Raw genomic sequence first — 22,638 nt, 5'->3', positions numbered from 1 at the left:
AGTCACTCCACCAAGGATTCGCGACGAGGCGAGATCAAACAGAGCTCATGCACCGCAGTCAGAATTTCGTCGGCCAGTCGTCGCTTGGGCATCAGACCCAGGACTCTCTGTTCGCCCGCCGCCGAGAGAATGACGACCGCATTGTCGTCACTGCCGAACCCACATCCCGCCTGCGTGACATCATTCGCAATGATGAGATCCAGCCCTTTCCCTCTCAACTTGTCTTTCGCATGCAACAATACGTGTTCGGTTTCCGCAGCGAATCCAACCATAATTTGCGATGTTCGATGCGCGGCCAGCATCGCCAGAATGTCCGGGGTAGCTTCCAGGTCGAGCATGAGCTCGGATTTCCCCCGCTTTTTGAGTTTCTGTGTCGCCTGACTTTTGGGACGAAAGTCCACAACCGCTGCAGCCATGATCAGAACGTTCGCAGCAGGGAAATGCCGATTCAACGCATCGGCCATCTCGCTCGCCGTATTGACCGAAACGGTGGTCACCCCTGGAGGAGGCGTGAGAGAGGACGGTCCTGTAACCAAGATTACCTCCGCACCTCGATCTCGCGCGGCCTCTGCAATGGCATATCCCATCTTCCCCGAGGAATGGTTCGAAATAAAGCGAACCGGATCAATAGGTTCCTGAGTCGGGCCTGCGGAAACCAACACCTGCTGTCCCTGCCAATCCCGCCGGGGGTTCAGCGCGGCATGCACGGCATTCATGATTCGTGACTCTGTCGGAAACCTCCCTTGTGCGACGTGTCCTGATGCCAGCGGACCGACATCGGGATCGAGCACGACGACGCCGCGGGCTCGAAGCACCTGCACATGTTGAACGACCGTGGGATGTGTCCACATGTCCCCGTCCATGGCCGGGGCGACAATCATGGGACACCGAGCGTTCAACAGCATCGTACTCAGCAGATCATCCGCCAGACCAAGTGCCGCCTTTGCCAGGAAATTGGCCGTCGCCGGCGCCACAATGATTGCATGGGCTTGTTCCGGGACAGCGAGGTGGACCATTTCTTCATGAGATTCAAAAAGGTCCGTCGCCACTCGTCTTCCCGACAGGACTTCAAACGTAAGGGGAGTCACAAATTTCGTGGCGGCTTGAGTCATGACCACGGACACGGTGGCCCCGTCACGCGCAAGCGATCGAAGCAACCCAACCGCTTTATACGCAGCGATGCTGCCCGTTACCCCAAGGACAAGCCTCTTACCCCGCGGATGGGTCGGCACTTGCGCTTCCTCCAAAACCTACTCCTCAGCCGGAGCCACCGTCGGCTGTACCGTATCATCGACGTAGACACTGAGTTCCTTCTTGATTTCGCGGGCGTCCTCTCCGGTCATCATCGCGATGCGCTCGGTTTCACCCTCTTTCCCTCGCTTGGCCTCCTTCATTGCATCACGGGCGTCCTTGCCGGTCAAATACTTGACATGACCTCTCAGCACCTCGTCGAGCGCCATAGTTGTTTCTTTGGTGAAGCGAGAGACCCACGTTGACTTCGCGCCTTGAGTCAAGTGTTTCGCGCGCTGTGACGCGACGATCACCAAGCGGTGGCGGGAATCGAACTCATTGGACGTGTATTGCGGCAACAAGCTCAGCATGTCGATCATAGTCAGTCTAGCTCCCCTCGTTATAGGTTATGAAGTGGATGACGGTTCCGTTTCCGCGGATTTTGCGTCTTTCTCAAAAATAAAGCTTTGTTCAAGCCAATGTAGGTCCATCCGTTCGGTCTTCAAACGTTCCGCAATGAAAATGCTTTGCAGCTCACGGAGAGATTGCGTCAGATCATCGTTGCGGACGATGTAATAATATTCCCTGAAACACCAGACCTCCTCCTTCACCTTTTGCAATCGGCGAACAATCTCCTCCTGAGAGTCGGACCCTCGACCGTGGAGTCGAGCGCGCAGAATGTCCATCGATGGAGGAAGAATGAAAATATAGACGGCATCGCCGAATTTCTTCTTAATCTGAAGCGCGCCCTGGACATCGATTTCCAGTAAGACATCGATACCCTGCTCCATCTTATCCATCAAGGGCTTTCGCGGTGTTCCGTACCAGTGGGAATACACGTGCGCGTACTCCAAGAACTCATTTCTCGCAACCATATCGTGAAAAACGTTCTCGTCGATAAAGAAGTACTCACGTCCGTGTTCTTCTCCTGGCCGCGGTGCTCTTGTCGTAAACGAGACTGAATGCCACACCCCGGAAACCGACGCCACGATCTGTTTGCACAACGTCGTCTTCCCGGCCCCTGAGGGAGCTGAAACGATGTACAGGATTCCTCGACGTTCAGGAGCTTGCCGATTCCCCGTCACACCCGGAGGGAGATTACTTGTAGTGATCGCGGTGCTCATTCGACATTCTGTATCTGTTCACGTATGCGCTCAAGCTCCGCCTTCATCCGGACCACGTCGGCCCTGATCCCCGCGTCATTCGCTTTTGATCCAACAGTATTGACTTCCCGGCCTAATTCCTGAAGAAGAAAATCCAACGTCTTCCCCACCGACTCGGTCCCTTGAAGCGCACGCTCAAACTGTATCATATGGGTGTCTAGTCTGACCAATTCTTCCGTAATGTCGCACCGATCGGCATACAGAGCCAACTCTTGATTGAGCCGAGGGAGGTCCGGGATAGCGTCTGTCAACAATTTTTCCACTCGCTGCTTCATGCGGTCGAAGGTTTCCTGCGCAATGAAGGGAGCGCGGGACGAGATCGCGCTCCTGCATTGACGCACGAGGTCGAGTCGAGCCAAGATATCCTGCGCAAGCAAGACTCCCTCCTTCTCACGCATCTTCACCATATCCGACACCGCGAGCGACCCGAGTTTCTCCACCATTTTCGTGAGCTTAGGATCGTCGGCCGCCTGCTCAGACAGCGCGACAATATCGCGAAAACCCGCCATCAGCCCGATGTCAATGGAGCCTTTAAGTTTCAGTGTGCGTTGGAGTGTACGGAGAGCCTGATGGTACTGCTTCGCTAGACCAACGTCAAGTTGCACGGCACGAGTATTTCCCCGACTCCCCTGAAGCAGCACCGTAAGATCGACTCGCCCACGGACACAATGTTGCTGGATCGTCTTCTTGAAGCTTTCCTCCAGCCCACTCATCGACTTCGGCAGGCGAATGGAGGTTTCAAGGAACCGATGGTTCACCGATCTCACTTCAATGCTGACGGTCCCATCGGCCCATAGTCCCTGTCGCCGACCAAATCCGGTCATGCTCTTAATCATTTCGGTAGTTTTCCTTCCCACTCACAGACATCGTAAATCGGACACACGAGGCAGCGAGGCTTCCGCGCGAGGCATATATACCGACCATGAAGGAGTAACCGTTGGGATACCTTCGTCCACTGCGTTGGCGGATACACCGATTGCAGATCGCGTTCGATTTGCTCAGGGTGACTCGAATGGGTCAAGCCGAGTCGGTTGGCCACCCGTCGCACATGCGTATCGACCACAATACCCGGTTTCCCGAATGCGGCCCCAAGAAGGACGTTCGCAGTTTTTCGTCCGACACCAGGTATCGACGTGAGTTCTTCCATCGTATCAGGAACTTGCCCCTTGAATTGCTCACTAATGACCTGCGCGCAACCGATCAAATTTTTCGCTTTACTCTTATAAAAACCCGTTGATCTGATCAATGGCTCCAATTCCGTCGACGTCGCTTTCGCCATGACCTGAGGTGTGCGATACCGTTTGAAGAGGGTCGGCGTGACCTGATTCACTCGCTGGTCCGTGCACTGCGCTGAAAGAATTGTCGCGACCAGCAGCTCCCACGGCGAACGATGCGTTAATTCCACCGGCGCCACCGGCATGGCGTGACGAAGACGCAGAGCAATCTGCGCCGGGCGGTCGAGCGCAGGCTGTGTCCTCATGCGTGTGGTTTTCTTCATGGCGGCCCGATTGTGCAGAGGTTACCGACGAGATGCAAGCGCCAGCGCTTCATCCTGCAACGGGGGACGAGCGGTCTGACATTCACTACTTGGCAGAGATCTCACGTGTGCTTCCAATCGGGCCAAGAGAGGCCCAAGCGTCGCAGGCTGGAGCGCCGAAATACCGATGGCTCCGTATCGTCGGCACAGCAACTCAACGCGCGGTGGTGACATCTGGTCACACTTATTAAACACGAGCAGCCTAGGGATCGCATTCAACTGCAAGTCTTCAAGAATGGCGACGACAGCCGTAATCTGAATGTCGATGTCTGCGGCGCTGCCATCGACAACATGCAGCAGGAGATCAGCCCCTCGTAGCTCTTCGAGCGTTGTCCGAAAGGCGCCGACCAGTTCTTGCGGAAGATCACGGATAAATCCTACCGTATCGGTGATGATGACTTCGCGATCTTCCGGGAACCGCAGGCGTCGGCTCGTCGTGTCCAGAGTTTCAAACAATCTGTTTTGCGCCGATACCTGACTGCTTGTCAGCACGTTGAGCAACGTCGACTTACCGACGTTCGTATAGCCCACGAGAGAAACGACGGGGAGTCCGTGCCGATCTCGCCTGGACCGACGTTGGTCTTGCTGGCGCCCGAACTGTGTCAATTCCCGTTCTAAGTGCGTGATGCGGTCGCGCACACGGCGACGATCGGTTTCCAGTTTGGTTTCACCCGGCCCCCGAGTGCCGATCCCGCCGCCCAGGCGCGAGAGTTGGGTGCCCTTTCCGGATAATCGTGGAAGCAGGTACCGCAACTGCGCGAGTTCCACCTGTACTTTGCCTTCACGGCTGTGAGCCCGGCGGGCAAAGACGTCCAGGATCAGTTGCGTCCGGTCGATCACCTTGATATCAGTCATCTCTGAAATCGCTCGCAGTTGAGCCGGAGACAACGTTTGATCAAAGATCACCATGTCCGCGCCCCGATGGAGCGTCTGAATCAGGACATCCTTCATCTTGCCGCGTCCCAAGAGATAGCGCTGATGCCCATCCGGCGTTCTCTGCACGACCCGGTCGACCACCATGACGTCGGCGGAGTTTGCCAGCTCCGCCAATTCGACTAAACGCTCTTCCTGCTCAGACCGACTTTTGACGGAGGCGCTGACAAGTATCGCTGATTCCTTCCCGCTCTCAACCGCATAGTGCCCTCGCGCCTGCTGAAGGTCTGATTCGAGCTCTTCGATGAATTGGTCGAACATCATGGAGAGATCGTGGAAGGGGACAGCCTTGAGCACGTTGAACAATTGCCCGGCCGAATTAGGCGCCAGCAGGTGAGCGATATACAGATCGCCTAGCCGGCCATCCTCGGTAACGGAGAGGAGGCCAATGAGATCAAGCCGCAAGAACGCGAGGTCGGTGAGCATCTCTTGATTTAAGGGCTGATCATGCAGTTGTGTGCGAATGAATCTCAAGCCACGGAGCGATCGCGCACCGGCACGGAACAGAGTCAGTGTTGTGGAAGACAACGTCAATTCCGTTCCCACAATCACTTCCTGAACTTGTCCACGCCGGGTCAACAGCACGCCAATCGGACGGCGGAGCTCAATGGTCAGTTGGGCCATTGCCTTCGCGAGCTCTGGGGTCACGACCTTGTCGGGTAAGACACGACGTCGGTACAGTCGCTCAAGCGACACGACTTGGCTGGTGCGCAGTCCTGCGACCTGACCTCGGATATCAGGAATGGGCGTTCTCCTTATCTGCATGAATCGTCACGAATCTCTCAGCCGGGCTGATATCGAGATCGGAATGCGGTCGTTCTCCGTTCATCAGCAACTGACGCCCCGCCGAGGCAATCATGGCAGCGTTGTCTGTGCAATACTCGATAGGCGGCAGCGAGAGGCAAACGCCTTCACGTGCCGCGCGCTCGCTCAGTATGGTCCTCAACCGGGAATTGGCTGAGACCCCTCCCACGACGGCCAGCGCGGTCAGGTTCGACTGTCTGAGGGCCACGAAGGCCTTTGTGGCTAAGACCTGCACAATAGCCTCTTGGTAGCCGGCCGCCAAGTCGGCAGCCTGATGCGGTCGCAGAGGACCATCCATTTCTCGTAACTTATACAACAACGCCGTCTTGAGCCCACTGAAGCTAAACTCAAGACTGCTCTTTGCCCGGTGGAATCGAGGAAACCGAATGGCCTGCGAATCACCGGAACGTGCGATTCGATCAACGGCTGGTCCACCCGGAAAACCCAAGCCAAGCATCTGGGCTCCCTTATCAAACGCCTCGCCGGCGGCGTCGTCACGAGTGCGCCCCAACAGAATACACCGACCACCGACTTCATGGCGATAGAGATGGGTATGGCCTCCCGAGACAACCAATACAATGCAGGACGGTGGGAATGTCGGATCGGCGAGCCATGCGGAAGCGATGTGGCCCTGCAAATGATTGACCCCGATGACCGGAATCCCCAAACCGTAACTCAAGGCTTTGGCATAATTCACTCCCACCAAAAGCGCTCCAGCCAATCCAGGTCCCTGGGTGACGGCCACGGCACCGAGAGCATGTTTTGGGACTTGGGCGATCGCCAAAGCTTCTTCGACGACCAAATCGATCGTCCCAAGGTGAGCTCGCGCGGCTAATTCCGGAACGACTCCACCGAACTTTTCATGGACTGTCACTTGTGAAGACACCACATTTGAAAGCACCTCTCCCGCATGACCGAGCACGGCTGCAGCCGTTTCATCACATGATGACTCGATTCCGAGAACCAGGTCCGGACGCCATTGAGTCCCAGATTGAAATACAGACTGTGTAGGGGAGGAACACATCTCGTTACGAATGGGCCAGATGATATTGAATAACAAAACGGCCCCTGCAGCGATCCGCCACAGAGGCCGCTCACGATTGCATGGAGACACCAACGATCACAAAGGGCGCTAGACTCCGGCCATTGCCTCCTGCTCGATGAAAGTCGGAGCTCCGTCTCGCAGAACCACTTTCACCTTGCGGCTTTCCTTGAAGCGTCCTCTGATGAGCTCATCGGAGAGCGGGTCACCGATGGCACGTTGGATCGCCCGCCGCATTGGTCTCGCTCCATATAACGGCTCATAGCCCTCTTTGATAAGCCATTGCTTGACTTCGTCGTCGACCTCAATCTCAATCCCTTTGTCCAATAGGCGAAGGTTTAGCTCACGGAGCAGGATATCCAAGATGCTATAGAGCTGTTCTTTTTCCAGCTGATGGAAGATTACGATTTCATCGATTCGGTTCAGGAACTCCGGACTGAACGACTTCCGAAGCTCTCCGAGTACTTCTTCCTTCTTCCGACGCGCGGCCTCACCTTCTGTGCTCTGGAACCCAAGAGAAACACCCTTCTGAATCATTTTTGTCCCGATATTGGACGTCATGATGACGACCGTATTCTTGAAATCAACCTTTCGTCCGAGACTATCGGTCAGCACGCCGTCGTCCAGTACTTGAAGAAGGACATTGAACACGTCCGGGTGCGCTTTCTCGATCTCATCGAACAAGACGACAGAATAAGGCCGACGGCGAACCTTCTCGGTCAGCTGCCCCCCTTCTTCATACCCCACATAGCCGGGAGGAGCGCCGAAGAGACGAGAGCTCGTAAATTTCTCCTGATATTCGGACATATCGACACGAATCAACGCGTCTTCGCTGTTGAATAGAAACTCCGCCAATGTCCTAGCCAGTTCCGTTTTCCCGACACCCGTGGGTCCCAGGAAGATGAACGAACCGATCGGTTTCTTGGCTTCCTTCAAGCCGGCACGAGAACGGCGGATGGCACGAGCGACCGCCGAGATCGCCTCATTTTGACCGATGACTCGTTTATGGAGAAACTCTTCCATGCGCAAGAGCTTATTGGACTCTTCTTCCTCCAGTTTAAAGAGCGGAATGCCGGTCATTTTTGAGACAACGTAGGCAACATCCTCTTTGCCGATCACAGGCTTATTCTTTTCCTGATTCTTTTTCCATTCTCGCTTGGATTCGTCGAGGAGCTTGCGCAACCGCTCTTCCTCCTCGCGATGCCGTACGGCCTCCTCGAAATTCTGCATGGAGATTGAGAGTTCTTTCTCTCGTGAAACCTTCTTCAGCTCTTGCTCCATCGCTTTCAATTCAGTGGGGAGAGCATAGGTCTGCAGTTTGGCGCGGGAACCCGTTTCGTCGATCAAATCGATCGCTTTGTCCGGAAGGAACCGGTCGGTAATGTACCGATCCGACAATTTCACGGCCTCCACAATGGCGTCTTCCGTGATTTCCACTCCATGATGTTCTTCGTATCGGTCCCGAAGCCCTTGGATAATGAGGATCGTTTCGTCGAGATTGGGCGGCTGAACATGGATGGGTTGGAATCGCCGTTTCAAAGCACCGTCTTTTTCAATATGCTTCCGGTACTCATCCAAGGTCGTCGCTCCGATACATTGAATCTCGCCGCGCGATAAGGCCGGCTTCAACATATTGGAGGCATCAATGGACCCTTCCGCCGCTCCGGCTCCAACCAGGGTGTGAAGTTCATCGATGAAAATAATGATATTGCCCGCCTGGACAATCTCCTTCATTACCACCTTGAGGCGTTCTTCAAATTGTCCGCGATACTTTGTGCCTGCAACGAGCGACCCGAGATCCAAGGCAATGACTCGACGAGAGAGCAGGTTGTCCGGAACTTCGGATTGAATGATGCGCTGAGCAAGTCCCTCGACGATCGCGGTTTTCCCCACACCAGACTCGCCGATCAGCACGGGATTGTTCTTGCTTCTCCGGCTGAGAATCTGCAACACACGTTCGATTTCGTCGGCTCGCCCGATCACCGGATCCAATTGACCTTCTTGAGCCAACTGCGTCAGATCACGGCCAAACTCATCCAGCGCCGGGGTGTTGCTCTTTCGATCACGTTCACGGGGAGCAGATTTCCGCAAAAACGTCACGGTCAGTTGACGCGCCGTCAAAAGATTCGCGCCCAAACTCCGAAGAATTTTCCCACCGATTCCCTCTTCTTCCCGTAGGAGCCCAAGGAGAAGATGTTCACTACCGATGTGGTTGTGGCCCAGCAGGCGGGCCTCCTCAACACCATACTCAATGACCTTCTTCACGCGCGGGCTAAATGGGATTTCCCCAAACGTCATCGTCGTTCCTCCGCCAGGCAGATTTCGCTCGATTTCCAACCGAATCTGCTCGGTAGAGAGGCCCATCTTTTTCAGAATCATAAGGGCGATGCCATCGGACTCACGGAGGATGGCCAGGACGAGATGTTCAGTCCCTAGATAGTCGTTTTGGTGTCGCTCAGCCTCCTCGCGTGCGAGGATGATGATCTTTCGACCTTTGTCCGTGAATCGTTCGAACATCCTGCCTCCTTCTCAGAGAGTGAAACTTCTGGCCGCGTTCGAGCAAAACCCTTGAAAAACCTTGCTGTGATTCTAACCACAGTATGTGCGAGAGTCAAGATTGAGCGGAGAACGAGACAGCGAGTTGACGGCCACGTTCCCGCTTTCTCTTGCTCTGGGTGTACCGACAGGAGAAGGTCCATGACTTTCCGTTGACATGAAAATCAGCATCCCGATACAATCACGCTCCCCGTTCGTCCGACCATATGCCTGGTATCCATGAAAAGTAAAAGCATCGGGATCTTGACCAAGCCCAAGTTCCCCGAAGTAAGAGACACGTTGCTCGGTGTGGCTGCCTGGCTCCGTGCCCGTAGCATTGATGTCTTGCTCGACACAACCTCTGCAACGCTCTTGAGCGAGGTCGGAGGAATTCCCAAGACGCAACTGGCTCAGAAAGCCGATGTTCTCCTGGTGCTCGGAGGGGACGGAACCATTCTCAATGCCGCACGGCTCGCGGCAGAACGGAGCATTCCGATCCTGGGAGTCAATATGGGTGGCCTTGGCTTCTTGACGGAAGTCCGATTGGACAACCTCTATCCTTCCCTCGAACGGGTATTTGCCAACGATTTTACCCTTGATGAACGACTGATGCTGGCAACACACGTCCATCGGCATGGAGAAACCGTTGCGAGAGGCATCGTACTCAATGATGTCGTCATCAGCAAAGGCACCCTGGCTCGCATGATTGAACTCCACATCGCCATTGATGGCCAGTTCGTGACGAATCTACGAGGGGACGGCCTGATCATTGGAACCCCGACAGGCTCTACAGCGTACTCGCTCTCTGCCGGAGGACCTATCATGAACCCCGCTCTGCAGGCCCTCATTTTGACGCCGATCTGCCCACACACACTGACACATCGTCCGTTAATCGTACCAGGCAATGTCGTCATTGAAGTGACGTTGACAAGTAAAGATGACGGATCGATGGCTACACTCGATGGGCAGGTCGGCGTCTCCATCACACAAGGAGATACCGCGGTCATTCAGACTTCAGACTATCGAACCCGATTGATCAGGTTTCCGGAAAGCCACTACTATGAAGTGTTGCGGGAAAAACTGAAATGGGGGCATGCGTAAAGATGAAGCCTGCCAGGCACCTCACACTCTCCTCTCCTCAATATACTCGAGCATCTCCTGGTTGACTGAAAACTTGAACTCCCCGATACAATCGGACTTCTCGACGCATGCGTGTTCTGCCGCAGCCAGCGCCCGTAACCCATTCACATCAACCGGACGACTCTGACGTTGCTTCAACCGTGCATGCAAGCGATCCAGAATAATGTTAACGTCTCCCCCCTTCGCCTTGGTGGCTAGGTACCGCTCAACCACCTCCGCACACCAATCTCCGTCACGCTTGGCGACGCCGACGAGGCCCTCGCTGGCTTTCCGTGCCCAACCGGCCAAAAACACGCCGTCCATCACCTTGCCTTCTGATTCGTCATAGGCTTGAAAGAGCGCATCATCGGGGTCATTCCCGGTCTTGGTCGGGTTCGTGGTAAACATGCCGTTCTTATAGGGCAGCCCGACGGTTTCATCCACCTTGTCGCCAACCGCAAACACGACAGAATCACAGGGAAATTCATAATACTGCTTCAATCCAGCCGCGACGGTATCCTCACCCTTCGGGTCAAGCCGGTTATCTTCCATTTCAAGTCCACGCACCCGATTCTGGCTGTCAACCAGGATACGCTTCGGCGACGCAAGGAAACGGAACCCCATCTTTGTCTCGGATACCTTCGACTCACATTTTGTAAATTCGTCCGTGAATGCCTTCAAGACCTCATCGGGATTCTGGCCGACCTTAGCAAGGCGATCCTTGATGCGTTCAAACTCAGTTTTGATCCCATCGAGATCCATGTTGGCACAGATACTGCGAATCTCTTTTGGATTGTACTTACGTTCCACGGGTCCCCGCCTGACGATGGCCGTGACCCTTTCAACTTTCTTGTAGCGGATCAACCAGTGGGCAATATCCACCATCACATCGCCCGCCCCAATTACTGCAACATGTTTTCCCATTTCAAATGGACGGTCGCCGAAGCCGGGTAAACGATTGAAGTGATAGACCACATCTTTGGCATGAAACACGCCCTGAGCTGAGTCCCCCTCGACACCGATGGCCTTGGTTCCCTGCGCACCGATCGTGAAAACTACCGCATTCGCACCCAGCCCTCGCACATCTTCGACCGTGAGGTCTTTTCCGTTCCCGATGGAGACATTTCCGAAATAATGGACGTTCTTCTGCTGAAGAAGTTCCCAGTACTGTTTCTTGAGCCCGCCACGGAGTTTCAGCTTAGAGGGAAAGATCCCGTATTCAGCCAATCCACCGAATTTGATATCGCGATTGAGAATAATGATTTCGTGGCCGGCTTTCGAGAGCGCGCTGGCGACAGCCATCCCTGCCGGTCCTGCTCCTGCCACAATAATCACTTGCGTCTGTGTCCCGCTCATACAGTGTTCCTTAAGAGTTAAGTGATAGAAAATCCTGCAATATCAACGGATCGCGGACTTTAGCATAGCCGTTCCCGCACTGTCAAAACGCGCAGGCAACGCACCGACATGATCGACTGAATCTTTGCTTGCACACCTCTCCGCTGTCGACTAGAATACCGCCGATTTCAACAAGGAGAGTGCTCTGTCGTCTCACGTATCCTATTTAGATCCGCGCATCTGACATATTCCTCACATCTTTCGTATGCAGACAGATCAACCTCCACCCTGCTGGGCCATGCCCTAGGCGAACAATTCATTGAACAATTCCATGCCCGGTAGCCCATCCATCGCTCCACCGCTCGATAAAGATCCCATGCCGTTCATATCCTTCCATCACATCGGCAAGGATGACGGGGCAACGCCTCTCCGGAAGCTGGGCACAAATGAGGCCTACGCCGTCCCGAACTTTGAACTCGCTGAGGAGCTGATTGCCCATGGCGCTAACAGCGCGCGCATTGCCATCAGCCCACCTGAGTCTACTGAAAGCCGGCCTCGAGAATATTCCCAAGCGGCGCCAGGTACACCACTCATCCCCACCTCACCATTCGAGTTCAAACGATCGATTGTCATCGTCCTCCCAACTTACAATGAACGCGCCAATCTTGAGGCGCTTGTTCGGGCGATCAGCCGATATCTCGTCGCTGATATCGTGGTCGTTGATGACAACTCCCCGGATGGGACCGGAGAGTTAGCCGATCAGCTCAGTTGTCGGTATGGGCATGTGCACGTCCTGCACCGGCCAAACAAAGAAGGACTTGGGCCAGCCTATCTCGCAGGATTTGCGTGGGCGCTGCAGCGGAATTACCATCTCATCATTGAAATGGATTGTGACTTCAGTCATGCGCCCTGGGATCTGCCCCGCTTGGTGCACCGCTGCCACACGGCCGACCTGGTGATCGGAAGCCGCTACGTGCCCGGGGGTGGGACCGAAAACTGGAATGCCCGCCGTCGTTTCATATCCCGCTGCGGGAATACCTATGTCAGCCTCTTCCTGGGCTCGACCATCCACGATTGGACAGGAGGATTCCGCTGCTATCGCCGCGAGCTCCTGGCACGGATGAACCTCGCCACCGTCCAAGCAAAAGGGTACATCTTTCAAGTAGAGCTGGCCTGGCGGGCTGTGCAACTGGGCGCGGATGTCGATGAATTACCCATCCGCTTTTGCGATCGCATTGAAGGCCAAAGCAAACTCGGCTGGCAGTCCATCGTCGAAGCGCTGATGGAAGTACCCAAAATGTATCTGCGGGCATAGCTAGTCGATAAAACGCTTCTCTTCGTTTTTCCAGTCTTCCGGCAAACACTCCCGCATCACATCGAGACGTGAACCGTGCCAGGCTCGGTTGCTAGCACAGAAACTCATGATTCACACATGGCCTCATGAGGGAAATCTCCGGATCAGGCGGATTGAGCTTGGTCAGATCGACGATGAGTTCGTCCTTCGCATTGGCTAAAATCTGGTCCAGCAGGCTGCTCTTCGTCGGAACAACTGCATGCACTGGCTCAAACATCAGGTCAAACCCTTTCGCAGCCGTCGGCCGCATAGGATACCGCCGATCATAGATCATCCCATAGGCCGGAATACCGTAAATGATTCTCCAATTCCCCAGAATGATGTGCAACTCCGTCCCATGAATGTAGAATCCGCCCGTCGTGATAATTCGCCGGGCGAAGGTCTGCGGCTGGCTCAAATAAAAGGTCACTCGCTCGTTGGCTTTCGCCTCAGCCAGCGCCTCCGATATCCGCACAGACAGGAGAGTCAATTCCTCATCCGTGAAGGCCGGAACCAAGGGAGACTCCCCTCGCATCCACCGCTGCAGCGCAATCCAATGCTCCTGCACCTTCAATCCCGACAAAATCATCCGCAATCTATCCGGCTCGATCGTGAACGGATGGGCATGGTGGCTCGGTGGCCATTCCGCAAGCACTTCGGAATCCTCTTCCAACCGCACGAAGTTGACCGGATCCTCGTAAATAATTCGCGATGGCACATGAGGCGCGGCACAACCGGCCAGTATCGCGCACACAAGTGCGCCCCATGAAACGTGAAACATGAAACGTGAAACGATGGTTCGGATCATCCTTCTTCTTTCTTTCTCGGTACGTCTTCCCGTTCATCCTTCGCTGATCGTGACGGTCATCTCGGCTCGCTCCAGAGGATTGTCCCGCCCGTCACGCTTCATGTTGACGATCTTATCGGCCACATCCATTCCGCTCACCACCTCGCCGAATGCCGTGTATTGCCAATCGAGGAAATTGGCGTCAGCGACGCAAATAAAGAACTGCGAGCCGGCGCTATCTGGATCATTCGCGCGGGCCATCGAGACGATACCTCGCTTGTGTGGCGTACTGTTGAACTCCGCCTTTACTTTATGACCCGGTCCACCCATTCCATGGGACGAACGGTCGGAATTCTTACTGTTCGGATCTCCTCCTTGAATCATGAACCCGGGAATGACACGGTGAAACGTCGTCCCATTGTAAAACCCATCTTTGGAGAGCTTCACAAAGTTATTGACGTGACCGGGCGCCACATCGGGGAAAAACCGAAGGACGATTTCTCCCACGGATTGCCCTTTACTTGTCACGGCTATCGTTGCCTGTGTCTTCGCGCCGATATCAGCCATTACATACGTCCTTTCTAAGTTAGCGAAAGAGAAACGGAGGAGGTGCCATTCCCGCCTCCAACCCCTGGTTGACGGCCGTCCAGCTGAGGCCGTCGTCGCTGCGAAATACCCCTGAGCTCGTCCCCGCGTAGAGCCCTTTGTCACCCGACCCGATCAACACTTGCACGGCAAGGTTCGTGAGTCCCTTATTGACCGGAATCCATTGCTTGCCCTTGTCCACCGTCCTAAAAATCCCGTTCCCGGTTGCCACGACTACGCCTTGATCACTGAATACAATGCCCCTGATAGAATCGTTAGGGAGCGCTCGACTGATCGGTCGCCACGTAAGTCCGCCGTCGACGCTCCGAAAGACTCCGCCGTCGAACGTGCCGGCCAAAATACTTTGATCCTGATCGATGGCAAGAACACGAATGAAATTTTCGATCATTCCCTCGTGATCCTTCAGCCCATGCCGCATACGAACCCAGCCGGTAGAGCGAGGGCTCAACCGAAAGATGCCTTGACCGGACGTCCCGGCGAATAAGGTTCCATCAGCTGAACGAACGAGTGCGTGGACCAGAATATCATCCAACCCCGAGGTCACGGGTGTCCAATGATCCTCGGAGCCGGCCAGGCGATACACGCCATCCCCGGTACCGGCAAACAGTTCGTGGTTTACCGCCAGTAAGGCTTTGACTTCAAGCCGTTTGAGCCCGGCATTGACGGGCTGCCAGCTGTTTCCCTTATCGCGCGAACGAAACACGCCACCACGAAACGTACCGGCATAGACCGCTCCGTCTTTCGCCGAGGCCAAACTCAAGATAAAAGGATCGGTGATGCCACCGCCTACGGGAGCCCATGTCGCGCCTTGGTCCACGGTGCGAAAAATCCCATGCCCGAAGGATCCGGCATAGAGAACTCCATTGCCGCCTATCACCAGGGCCTGTACGCTGGCTGCGGCTTGTTCCGAATATCCCGGTGTCGTCGACGGTTCTGATACCGGCAGCGGATCGAGCGTCTCGGGGCTTTCCGCACCGGCCGTACCGAGAAGACCACCGCAGACCAGCATCGCGGACATGATGGCCCGTATCCGCCGGGTCTCTCCCTGTCTCATCGTACCCTCGTTCCCGCGGTGTTGATCGGCAGATCCGGGTCAAGCGGCAAATCGATCCCTCCCGAGTCCGGTTTTCGTCCGAATAGCCGGGCGCCGAGAATCCCGATCTCATACAGCACCATCAAGGGCACCGCCATCAGAAGCATGGTAAAGAGCGTGGCATCCGGAGTGACGACGGCGGAGACGATGAGACATATTAAAATGGCATGTTTACGGTAGCGCGCGAACGTATGCGCCGACGCCATCCCGGTCATTGCCGCCAGCGTCATCGCCAGCGGCAATTCAAAGGCACAACCGAAGATGAGCAGGAATTTCACGTTGAAATCAATGTAGGTGCCGACACTCAGCTGCGGAGTGATATCACGATCGAGTCCAAAACTCACGAACAGATCGATCACGAGCGGCAAAATCACCACATTGCAGAAGACCAGCCCCAACGCGAACAGCCCTCCGGCCACCACGAACAGCGGGATCGCCCAACGCTGCTCTTTCGGTAACAGCGCCGGCTCGATGAACTTCCAACACTGATAGAAAATGACCGGCAAACTGAGGAGGAGGGCGGCCAACAGCGACACCTTGATCGACGCGAACAGCGCCTCCGTTGGGCCATAAAACGCCAGTTGGTTTGAAAAGGGTCGGTTGAGCCACGCCACCATTTCGGCGGAAAACGAGAAGGTCAGCAGCAACGCGCCCAAGACCGTCGCACCGATGATGAGCAGTCGTCGCTTGACGGCTTGGATGTGGGCGGCAAGCGGATGGATGGCCTGTTCCATATCGACAGATTCAGCCGCCTGCAGAATCGGTGGCCGATCAGCCTGCTACCGCGCCGGCTCGAGCCTGTGCTCGCGGTAGAGACGAATCAGTTCTGCAAGCTTGTCTTTCTTCGCCAATTTTTCCTTTTGCATCCGCTTTTTCTCGATTTCTTCCGAAGGGGTCAAGACATGGCGCTTCTGCAGCTCGTTCAGTTCAATGTCCAGGCGATGGTGGGACGCTTCGAGCTCCCGGAATTCGGTGTTGGAGTGGCGAAGCTGTTCGATAATCGCATCTTCCGTCAACATAACGACACCTCCTGGTTAAAGTGAGTCTGTTGAAGCCGATCCACCTCCTATGGCATCCTGCCGCCGGCCGCTCAAGAGCGCGAGCGGATGCAGTTCCATCAACAAGGCGTCTTCGATGGGATTCGTATAGTAGCGAGGGCGACACCCGATCTGCACAAAACCGATACGAGTATAGAGGGAACGCGCCGGATTGTTCGAGGCTCTGACTTCAAGGACCGCCCGAGTCGCCGCGTGTTCTACTCCCAGGCGAAGTGCTTCGGTAACCAACGCTCCTCCGACCCCTCTCCTCCGCGTCGACTCTCGCACCGCCAGATTCATCAATCGCAACTCTTCAAAGACAATCCAGAAGCAATGGTACCCGATAATCATGGGTTCGGCCGGTAGGACAGACACCTCTCGTTTTCTCGCAACAAGGAAATGCGCGAACTGGTTGTTCGTCAACTCGGCCTCCAGCATTTTGCGCGTCCAAGGGGATGAGAAGCAAGCCTCTTCCAGAGCGAGGATGTCCGGTAACATATCCGGTGTCGCGGGGACAATTTGAAACTCGGACATCACCATGTTCTTCCTCACGGCTCCCCCAGACGCGACCGTCGGCGCCCCCGAGCCAATCGCTCGGCAACCTTGGTTTCCACCCGCTGCCGGCGCCTCGCAACGGGTGACACCCCTCCTGACCGTTCGTATTGGATTTCCGCCTCGGTCCGCTGGACATACAGCGGCAGAACCAGTTTTCCGGCAATTTCACCGCGGCGAAGACGTTCCAGCCCCATACACGCGACATGAAGAGCCGATGGCTTGAAGACATCCCGTGGTCCCACCGTCACGGGGACTGATGCAGGCAATGCCGCTCGAATCTCCGATTCCATCGAGGACCAGCCGTCACCGAATATCACCGTGGGTTCAGTAAGACTCCGCGCGAAGGCTTCCGGAGTTCCAACCTGTTCATCGACCATACGATCTAATCGCCCATCCCCGGCCCGGCGGAAAATCGCCCAATACACTTCCCCACGACGACTGACCAACAGCGGGCAGACCGGAACGAGTGCCGCTTCAAGACTCCTCGCCATGGCTTCCAGGGTCGGCACCAGCGCGAGCGGGAGACCAGTGGCCGCCCGAAGTCCTAAGCATGTTGCAATCCCTACCCGAATGCCGGTAAATGAACCAGGCCCAATCGAACAGGCAAGGCCATCGAGATCACCCAGCTGTAATCCGGCTTGAGTGAATAGTCGATCGATGGCCGGCAAGAGGAGAGACCCTTGAACACCACCAGCCTCTTGCTCATGCGTGGCGAGGATACGGTCGTCCTCCAGAATCGCGACACTCTGCCACGTCGTAGCCGTTTCCACCGCGAGGACTTTCATTGCCGATTCATGAGATCTGACCCATGTCTTCCACCCGTATGGTTTGATTGTGATGCATCTCGTGGAAAATGATATGCACTGTGCCTTGCCCACGACCATCTTCGAGAGAAATCTTGAACGGGCGGAATAGCCGAACATCCGGATCAACTACGGCCTGTGTTGGAATGCTCCCCGCCTCCTCGAGCGGTCTAAAGTCGTCATACTGAATCGTTGCCTCCACCTCCCCACTCGACCCAAGCCACTCTTCTTGCACGACGAACAATCGGCGGTCAAACCATAGGCGGCGGATCGGCGAACGCGATGGGCCAGTTCCTCCGGTTGCCGGCGCATAGACATCGAGACGATATCGATTTCTCTCTTCCACGACCGTAGCCGTTTCATCTCCGGCAACGGAGTTCGTCCCCAAGACACCGCCGACAGCCCATACACTCAACTGAGAGAATCGAGCCAGCTTCCCCGCTTCTTTCATGTCGGACTGGTACCCGCTATAAATCTTTCCCTCGAACGGCAAGCGGAGCTTGTACTGATCATCGGCTTGGATGAAGTCGAACAGCTCATTTCCGAGCGAGGTAAACCCTCTCAACCGCAACGCGTTCGGACGACGGTAATAGACCGTGCCCTCGATTCGTGAGGCAATCGGAATAAGCCCACCCCGCACTTTCGCGCTGAACAATCCCTTCATGGATTGGATGGCCGCTTCACGATGGCGCAACAGTTCGGTCAGTTCTTCGGCTGTGACTCGTTTGAGCGGCTGTTCGTGCGTTGGCGAAAAAAAGGCACAACCAGCCAGCATGGAGATGGCGACACACAAGCCGAGGAAGTGCGGCAATCCTGTTTTCCCACTACTCTCCCCTTTCCAGGGAAGCAGAGGCGGATAAGGCTCTCCTGCGCGCATGCAACGAGCACCGCCCATTGCGATCAGCATTCGATTCATTTTGTGTGCGCGTTGCGCGAGCACGGAGCCTTGTCCGCCGCTCGCTTCTCTATTTCTACGCCAACACCACATCCAACGCCTCTCGCACTTCTTGAATACCGATCAGTTCCATACCGTCGATGGGATCGAGCTTCGTCAAATTTCGTTCAGGCAACACGCATCGTTTAAACCCCATCTTCGCGGCCTCGCGAATGCGCAATTCAGCCTGACTGACAGCACGTACCTCTCCGCCCAAACCGATCTCCCCCAACAGCAATGTCCCCGGCTCGACAGGCACCTCACGGAGACTCGATGTGACAGCGGCGACGATCCCCAAGTCGATCGCCGGTTCGTCGATATGCATCCCTCCCGCAACGTTCACATACACATCCTGTCCGGAAAGATGCACCCCCAGCCGTTTCTCCATAACCGCCAGCAGCAGCGACACCCGATTGACCTCCACGCCGTTCGCCATTCGTTTGGGCATGGCATAGGTCGTTGAGGACACCAACGCTTGCAGTTCCACCAGTATCGGCCTCGTCCCTTCGAGACTCGACACCACTACCGATCCCGTGCTTCGTTGAGGACGTTCCGCCAGAAACAACTCGGACGGGTTACTCACCTCTTCGAGCCCCACATCTTTCATTTCGAACACCCCGATTTCATTCGTCGACCCAAAACGGTTCTTCACGGCGCGGAGAATCCGGTAGCTGTGCCCTTTATCTCCCTCAAAGTACAACACCGTATCGACGATATGTTCCAGCAACCGCGGCCCTGCAATCGCCCCCTCTTTCGTGACATGCCCGATGATGAAGACCGGCACGCCGGCCCGCTTGGCAAACCACATGAGTTGTCCCGCCACTTCCTGAACCTGACTGATGCTGCCGGGGGCGGAGGTAATTTGTTCCGTATACACCGTTTGGATCGAATCGACCACCACTGCGGCCGGCTCAATTTCCTGCACCGTTTTCAGGATTTGTTCAAGGGAGGTTTCGGCCAAAATCAACAGATGGGGATGTTCAATACCCAACCGTTGTCCACGCATCTTGATCTGCCGGGGAGATTCTTCCCCGGAGACGTAGAGAACCGGCGATTCCTTCGTCGCCAACCGTGGCAAGGCCTGTAAGAGCAGCGTCGTCTTCCCGATTCCAGGATCGCCTCCGATTAGGATGACCGCACCGGGAATTACGCCGCCTCCCAGGACTCGATCGAATTCACCAATGCCGGTGAACCGACGATCCTCTCCCACGACTTCGATTTCACCGATGGGCGTGGCCTTGGACTGAGCTGTCTTGATCGCGGCAGGACGACCCTTTCCAGTCGCCGCTTGCCGCTCCTCTTTCATCGTATTCCAGCCGCCGCAGTCAGGACAGCGGCCGAGCCACCGTGGCGCCTGATGTCCACAGGTTTGGCAAGAAAAGACAATCTTGGATTTCAAAAAAGGCCTCGTGAGGAGGAAGGTAACCGACGCTGTATCTTAATGTATGCAAGGAGGGAATAAAAGCTGGGAGTAGATACACGAACAACATGTGAGATGACCGAAGTCGCCCGTCTCAAAACTTTGACCTTGACAAGCCTTTAAGGTTTACCTTATGTAATTATTGTTGATAAACTAACTCTATATTTATGAAACTCTCGAAGAAAAGTGAATACGGCCTTCGGGCATTGCTTGAACTCGCGCTGGCCCATGGAAAGACAACTCTGCAGCGCCGCGACATGGCCGATCGCCAGCACATCCCCGTTGAATTCTTGGAGCAGATTCTTCTCACGCTCAAACGAGCCGGGCTCGTCTCCAGCCGACGTGGAGTAAACGGAGGATATGACCTGATTAAACAGCCGAACGAGATCACACTCGGTCACGTCATACGCATACTCGATGGTCCGCTGGCGCCGATCGGCTGCGTCAGCAAGACGGCCTACCAAAAATGCAACGACTGTCCCTACACGAACAAGCCGCGGTGTCCGGTGCAGCAAGTCATGGGCAAAGTCCGCGATGCGATTGCCGGGGTCCTCGATCACTATTCACTTGCCGATTTTGCCGCCGGCCATCCTAAAGACTAAGCCCTCATGGACACCATCGTTCTTGTCCTCATTACATTTGTCGCCGCCACAGTGAACGGCGCGCTAGGGTACGGTTTCTCCTCCATCACGGTTCCCGTCGCTCTCTTGTTTTTCACCAATCGCATTTTGAATCCAGCCCTCGTACTCATCGAACTCGTCATCAACGCATATGTGCTCTTCATTAACCGGAAGAGCATCCCCAACGTCTTCTGGCGTGTCGCGCCTATTCTCGGCGGTCTGGCGGTCGGAGTCGGCATCGGCAGCTATCTTCTCTTTTTGGTGCAGCCGGCCTGGATTAAATTCGTGACCTATTTTTTTCTGTTGCCCTTGATTCTTCTCCAGGCCGCGGGCATCCGGAAACCAATTCGCGCGGAAAAAGCGATAGGCGTACCGTTTGGCGTAGGGCTCGGCACTCTCTACTCTCTCACAACGATTTCCGGCCCCCCCTTGGCGCTCCTCTTCAACAATCAAGGCTATCCAAAACAAGACTTCCGCGCGGCATTGGGAATCATTCGCCTGGCGGAATCTTCACTCACAGCGATCGCGTACGGGTTTATCGGGTTCTACAGCGCCGGCAGCATGGAAATTATTCCCTATATCGTTCCCAGCGTCATGATCGGCATTCCGCTTGGGACGTATCTCATTCGCTTGATGGACCCTGAAACATTCCGGCGCATTTGCATGGCATTCGACGGGCTCATCGTAGGTTTCGGTCTGTGTCGAGTCCTGGTCGAACTCGATCTTGCCACGTCGATCACAACCTACAGCATCTTAGCAATCGTGATCCTCGTAAACGGCTATCTGCTCTTGAGATTTTTTCGAGAGCGCTCAGACCCCCGACAAGCCCCTTACTGATATCTCCCCATCGCCTCTTGTCACAGTGGCTGTACTGGAAAAACCCATCTGGCTATCGTGTTGTAGGTACTTGAAGGTTGAACCATTCACACCTCGTATTTCCTCTTGTTCATAAAAATATATAAATTGTTGATTAATGGTAGCTTACCGGATGTCCTTCGCAGGCACAACAGTTGCTTAATAGCGGACCACCACTTACCTAGTGGGTTTGCTAGTTGACTTTGAGTTAGTTAACCGCGTGGCAATTCATTTGTGAGGATTACTTCATATGCTAAGACCCATACATTCGATCATGCTGGCTCTCAGGAGTTTCACGGTCGCATTAGTCCCTCTTTTAGTTGTGACCACCGTCCTCCCCCTTGGCGGGTGTAGTGACGGCGGACAGAGTGGACCAAGTATTTCTTCCCTCTCCACTCCGACGGACACTCATCCGAACGAGGACACAGAGGCAGCCCTTAACACGACTGAGACCACCGCGAACGAGCAGGAGGACCCGACAGCCTCTGCGACACCCACAGAGGAAATAGAGCCCTTCCCGAGCGAGCTTGCGGAAGCAGATCCTGAACATCTTATGACAGGCCTTGAGGGAGAAGACAATCCGATGCTATCAGAACCCTCCATTTCAACCGAGGCCACCGCACGATTGACCTGGGCACCACACCCTGATCCAACTGTAGCCGGTTATCGTGTCTACTACGGGAAGGAATCTTCCGGGGAACCAGGTTCATGCTCCTATGAGACAAGCCAATCAGTCGAGGCTCCACCAGCCATCATTACTGGACTCGAGCCTAATACGCCCTATTTCTTTGCCATCAGTGCCTTTGGAGGCGAAGAAGGCGAAGCAGAAAGTCCCTGTTCGAATGAGGTCCTACTGATCTCATCCCCAGCCCAAGGCTAACAAACCGCTGGCCGAGT

At 55.2% G+C, this 22,638-nt stretch carries 23 protein-coding genes; 5 read left to right on the top strand and 18 right to left on the bottom strand.

Features of this window, described 5'->3' with window-relative positions:
* Positions 1-2 precede the first annotated feature (2 nt).
* The 8 genes from coaBC to COMA2_RS14990 all read right to left on the bottom strand — a co-directional run bounded on the left by coaBC (position 3) and on the right by COMA2_RS14990 (position 9,226).
* Entirely contained in the window at positions 3-1,247 is a 1,245-nt protein-coding gene (gene coaBC / locus COMA2_RS15025; protein ID WP_245631046.1) for a bifunctional phosphopantothenoylcysteine decarboxylase/phosphopantothenate--cysteine ligase CoaBC, read from the bottom strand.
* 3 nt (positions 1,248-1,250) lie between these two features.
* Entirely contained in the window at positions 1,251-1,610 is a 360-nt protein-coding gene (locus tag COMA2_RS15020) for a DNA-directed RNA polymerase subunit omega (RefSeq protein WP_090899988.1), read from the bottom strand.
* 27 nt (positions 1,611-1,637) lie between these two features.
* Positions 1,638-2,354, bottom strand: coding sequence for a guanylate kinase (gene gmk, locus COMA2_RS15015; protein ID WP_245631044.1), 717 nt, complete (start codon positions 2,352-2,354; stop codon positions 1,638-1,640).
* Positions 2,351-3,229: a YicC/YloC family endoribonuclease gene (locus COMA2_RS15010; RefSeq protein WP_090899985.1), complete on the bottom strand. Its 879-nt coding sequence runs from the start codon at positions 3,227-3,229 to the stop codon at positions 2,351-2,353. Before COMA2_RS15010 ends, gmk begins: the two co-directional genes overlap by 4 nt.
* Positions 3,226-3,873, bottom strand: a complete 648-nt coding sequence (gene nth, locus COMA2_RS15005; protein ID WP_090899982.1) for an endonuclease III — start codon at positions 3,871-3,873, stop codon at positions 3,226-3,228. Before nth ends, COMA2_RS15010 begins: the two co-directional genes overlap by 4 nt.
* 39 nt (positions 3,874-3,912) lie before the next feature.
* Positions 3,913-5,628 carry a GTPase HflX gene (gene hflX, locus COMA2_RS15000; RefSeq protein WP_090899979.1) on the bottom strand — a complete coding sequence of 572 codons (1,716 nt, stop codon included), beginning with the start codon at positions 5,626-5,628 and terminating at the stop codon, positions 3,913-3,915.
* Positions 5,600-6,691, bottom strand: coding sequence for a tRNA (adenosine(37)-N6)-threonylcarbamoyltransferase complex transferase subunit TsaD (gene tsaD / locus COMA2_RS14995; protein ID WP_090899977.1), 1,092 nt, complete (start codon positions 6,689-6,691; stop codon positions 5,600-5,602). The genes hflX and tsaD overlap by 29 nt, the downstream gene beginning before the upstream one ends.
* Positions 6,692-6,799: 108 nt before the next feature.
* On the bottom strand, positions 6,800-9,226 hold the full coding sequence (locus COMA2_RS14990; protein WP_090899974.1) for an ATP-dependent Clp protease ATP-binding subunit: 2,427 nt from the start codon (positions 9,224-9,226) through the stop codon (positions 6,800-6,802).
* A 258-nt stretch (positions 9,227-9,484) separates the two neighbouring features.
* Here COMA2_RS14990 and COMA2_RS14985 point away from each other — a divergent pair, with 258 nt between their 5' ends.
* Positions 9,485-10,345, top strand: coding sequence for an NAD(+)/NADH kinase (locus COMA2_RS14985; RefSeq protein WP_090899971.1), 861 nt, complete (start codon positions 9,485-9,487; stop codon positions 10,343-10,345).
* Between the two features lie 21 nt (positions 10,346-10,366).
* Here COMA2_RS14985 and COMA2_RS14980 read toward each other — a convergent pair whose 3' ends face one another.
* Positions 10,367-11,719: an FAD-dependent oxidoreductase gene (locus COMA2_RS14980; protein ID WP_090899968.1), complete on the bottom strand. Its 1,353-nt coding sequence runs from the start codon at positions 11,717-11,719 to the stop codon at positions 10,367-10,369.
* A gap of 310 nt (positions 11,720-12,029) precedes the next feature.
* Here COMA2_RS14980 and COMA2_RS14975 point away from each other — a divergent pair, with 310 nt between their 5' ends.
* A complete protein-coding gene (locus tag COMA2_RS14975) occupies positions 12,030-13,013 on the top strand; it encodes a polyprenol monophosphomannose synthase (protein ID WP_217490771.1) in 984 nt (327 codons plus the stop codon).
* Between the two features lie 91 nt (positions 13,014-13,104).
* Here the strand turns inward: COMA2_RS14975 and COMA2_RS14970 are convergent, their stop codons facing one another.
* The 9 genes from COMA2_RS14970 to radA all read right to left on the bottom strand — a co-directional run bounded on the left by COMA2_RS14970 (position 13,105) and on the right by radA (position 20,245).
* The gene (locus COMA2_RS14970) at positions 13,105-13,839 is read right to left on the bottom strand and encodes a hypothetical protein (RefSeq protein ID WP_090899965.1); all 735 of its coding nucleotides are present in this window, start codon (positions 13,837-13,839) and stop codon (positions 13,105-13,107) included.
* Between the two features lie 33 nt (positions 13,840-13,872).
* Positions 13,873-14,385, bottom strand: a complete 513-nt coding sequence (locus tag COMA2_RS14965) for a peptidylprolyl isomerase (protein ID WP_090899962.1) — start codon at positions 14,383-14,385, stop codon at positions 13,873-13,875.
* A gap of 19 nt (positions 14,386-14,404) precedes the next feature.
* A complete protein-coding gene (locus COMA2_RS14960) occupies positions 14,405-15,478 on the bottom strand; it encodes a ligand-binding sensor domain-containing protein (protein WP_090899959.1) in 1,074 nt (357 codons plus the stop codon).
* Positions 15,475-16,251, bottom strand: a complete 777-nt coding sequence (gene tatC, locus COMA2_RS14955; RefSeq protein ID WP_090899956.1) for a twin-arginine translocase subunit TatC — start codon at positions 16,249-16,251, stop codon at positions 15,475-15,477. Before tatC ends, COMA2_RS14960 begins: the two co-directional genes overlap by 4 nt.
* A gap of 45 nt (positions 16,252-16,296) precedes the next feature.
* Entirely contained in the window at positions 16,297-16,536 is a 240-nt protein-coding gene (locus COMA2_RS14950) for a DUF465 domain-containing protein (RefSeq protein WP_090899953.1), read from the bottom strand.
* A 15-nt stretch (positions 16,537-16,551) separates the two neighbouring features.
* The gene (gene rimI / locus COMA2_RS14945) at positions 16,552-17,088 is read right to left on the bottom strand and encodes a ribosomal protein S18-alanine N-acetyltransferase (protein ID WP_175304643.1); all 537 of its coding nucleotides are present in this window, start codon (positions 17,086-17,088) and stop codon (positions 16,552-16,554) included.
* 14 nt (positions 17,089-17,102) lie between these two features.
* Entirely contained in the window at positions 17,103-17,894 is a 792-nt protein-coding gene (tsaB, locus tag COMA2_RS14940) for a tRNA (adenosine(37)-N6)-threonylcarbamoyltransferase complex dimerization subunit type 1 TsaB (protein ID WP_175304642.1), read from the bottom strand.
* A 7-nt stretch (positions 17,895-17,901) separates the two neighbouring features.
* The gene (locus COMA2_RS20295; protein ID WP_175304641.1) at positions 17,902-18,819 is read right to left on the bottom strand and encodes a hypothetical protein; all 918 of its coding nucleotides are present in this window, start codon (positions 18,817-18,819) and stop codon (positions 17,902-17,904) included.
* 64 nt (positions 18,820-18,883) lie between these two features.
* A complete protein-coding gene (gene radA, locus COMA2_RS14935; protein WP_090899945.1) occupies positions 18,884-20,245 on the bottom strand; it encodes a DNA repair protein RadA in 1,362 nt (453 codons plus the stop codon).
* A 188-nt stretch (positions 20,246-20,433) separates the two neighbouring features.
* Here radA and COMA2_RS14930 point away from each other — a divergent pair, with 188 nt between their 5' ends.
* The 3 genes from COMA2_RS14930 to COMA2_RS21395 all read left to right on the top strand — a co-directional run bounded on the left by COMA2_RS14930 (position 20,434) and on the right by COMA2_RS21395 (position 22,621).
* Positions 20,434-20,868, top strand: coding sequence for an RrF2 family transcriptional regulator (locus tag COMA2_RS14930; protein ID WP_090899941.1), 435 nt, complete (start codon positions 20,434-20,436; stop codon positions 20,866-20,868).
* Positions 20,869-20,874: 6 nt separating this feature from the next.
* Complete coding sequence (locus COMA2_RS14925) at positions 20,875-21,723, top strand: sulfite exporter TauE/SafE family protein (protein WP_090899939.1); 849 nt, start codon at positions 20,875-20,877, stop codon at positions 21,721-21,723.
* A 268-nt stretch (positions 21,724-21,991) separates the two neighbouring features.
* The gene (locus tag COMA2_RS21395) at positions 21,992-22,621 is read left to right on the top strand and encodes a fibronectin type III domain-containing protein (RefSeq protein WP_090899936.1); all 630 of its coding nucleotides are present in this window, start codon (positions 21,992-21,994) and stop codon (positions 22,619-22,621) included.
* Positions 22,622-22,638 lie beyond the last annotated feature (17 nt).

This window comes from Candidatus Nitrospira nitrificans (genome assembly GCF_001458775.1).
In the GTDB taxonomy this organism is placed as follows: Bacteria; Nitrospirota; Nitrospiria; order Nitrospirales; family Nitrospiraceae; genus Nitrospira_D; species Nitrospira_D nitrificans.
Note: the sequence above shows the minus strand (reverse complement) of the source record. Positions and strands in the feature narration are given on the sequence as shown.

Bases quoted from the DNA above. Each gene is read 5' to 3' on its own strand.
- COMA2_RS15020 (WP_090899988.1), bottom strand. From the start codon at position 1,610: ATGATCGACATGCTGAGCTTGTTGCCGCAATACACGTCCAATGAGTTC.
- gmk (WP_245631044.1), bottom strand. From the start codon at position 2,354: ATGAGCACCGCGATCACTACAAGTAATCTCCCTCCGGGTGTGACGGGG.
- COMA2_RS15010 (WP_090899985.1), bottom strand. From the start codon at position 3,229: ATGATTAAGAGCATGACCGGATTTGGTCGGCGACAGGGACTATGGGCC.
- nth (WP_090899982.1), bottom strand. From the start codon at position 3,873: ATGAGGACACAGCCTGCGCTCGACCGCCCGGCGCAGATTGCTCTGCGT.
- hflX (WP_090899979.1), bottom strand. From the start codon at position 5,628: ATGCAGATAAGGAGAACGCCCATTCCTGATATCCGAGGTCAGGTCGCA.
- tsaD (WP_090899977.1), bottom strand. From the start codon at position 6,691: ATGTGTTCCTCCCCTACACAGTCTGTATTTCAATCTGGGACTCAATGG.
- COMA2_RS14990 (WP_090899974.1), bottom strand. From the start codon at position 9,226: ATGTTCGAACGATTCACGGACAAAGGTCGAAAGATCATCATCCTCGCA.
- COMA2_RS14985 (WP_090899971.1), top strand. From the start codon at position 9,485: ATGAAAAGTAAAAGCATCGGGATCTTGACCAAGCCCAAGTTCCCCGAA.
- COMA2_RS14980 (WP_090899968.1), bottom strand. From the start codon at position 11,719: ATGAGCGGGACACAGACGCAAGTGATTATTGTGGCAGGAGCAGGACCG.
- COMA2_RS14975 (WP_217490771.1), top strand. From the start codon at position 12,030: ATGCCCGGTAGCCCATCCATCGCTCCACCGCTCGATAAAGATCCCATG.
- COMA2_RS14970 (WP_090899965.1), bottom strand. From the start codon at position 13,839: ATGATCCGAACCATCGTTTCACGTTTCATGTTTCACGTTTCATGGGGC.
- COMA2_RS14965 (WP_090899962.1), bottom strand. From the start codon at position 14,385: ATGGCTGATATCGGCGCGAAGACACAGGCAACGATAGCCGTGACAAGT.
- COMA2_RS14960 (WP_090899959.1), bottom strand. From the start codon at position 15,478: ATGAGACAGGGAGAGACCCGGCGGATACGGGCCATCATGTCCGCGATG.
- tatC (WP_090899956.1), bottom strand. From the start codon at position 16,251: ATGGAACAGGCCATCCATCCGCTTGCCGCCCACATCCAAGCCGTCAAG.
- COMA2_RS14950 (WP_090899953.1), bottom strand. From the start codon at position 16,536: ATGTTGACGGAAGATGCGATTATCGAACAGCTTCGCCACTCCAACACC.
- rimI (WP_175304643.1), bottom strand. From the start codon at position 17,088: ATGTCCGAGTTTCAAATTGTCCCCGCGACACCGGATATGTTACCGGAC.
- tsaB (WP_175304642.1), bottom strand. From the start codon at position 17,894: ATGAAAGTCCTCGCGGTGGAAACGGCTACGACGTGGCAGAGTGTCGCG.
- COMA2_RS20295 (WP_175304641.1), bottom strand. From the start codon at position 18,819: ATGCTGATCGCAATGGGCGGTGCTCGTTGCATGCGCGCAGGAGAGCCT.
- COMA2_RS14930 (WP_090899941.1), top strand. From the start codon at position 20,434: ATGAAACTCTCGAAGAAAAGTGAATACGGCCTTCGGGCATTGCTTGAA.
- COMA2_RS14925 (WP_090899939.1), top strand. From the start codon at position 20,875: ATGGACACCATCGTTCTTGTCCTCATTACATTTGTCGCCGCCACAGTG.
- COMA2_RS21395 (WP_090899936.1), top strand. From the start codon at position 21,992: ATGCTAAGACCCATACATTCGATCATGCTGGCTCTCAGGAGTTTCACG.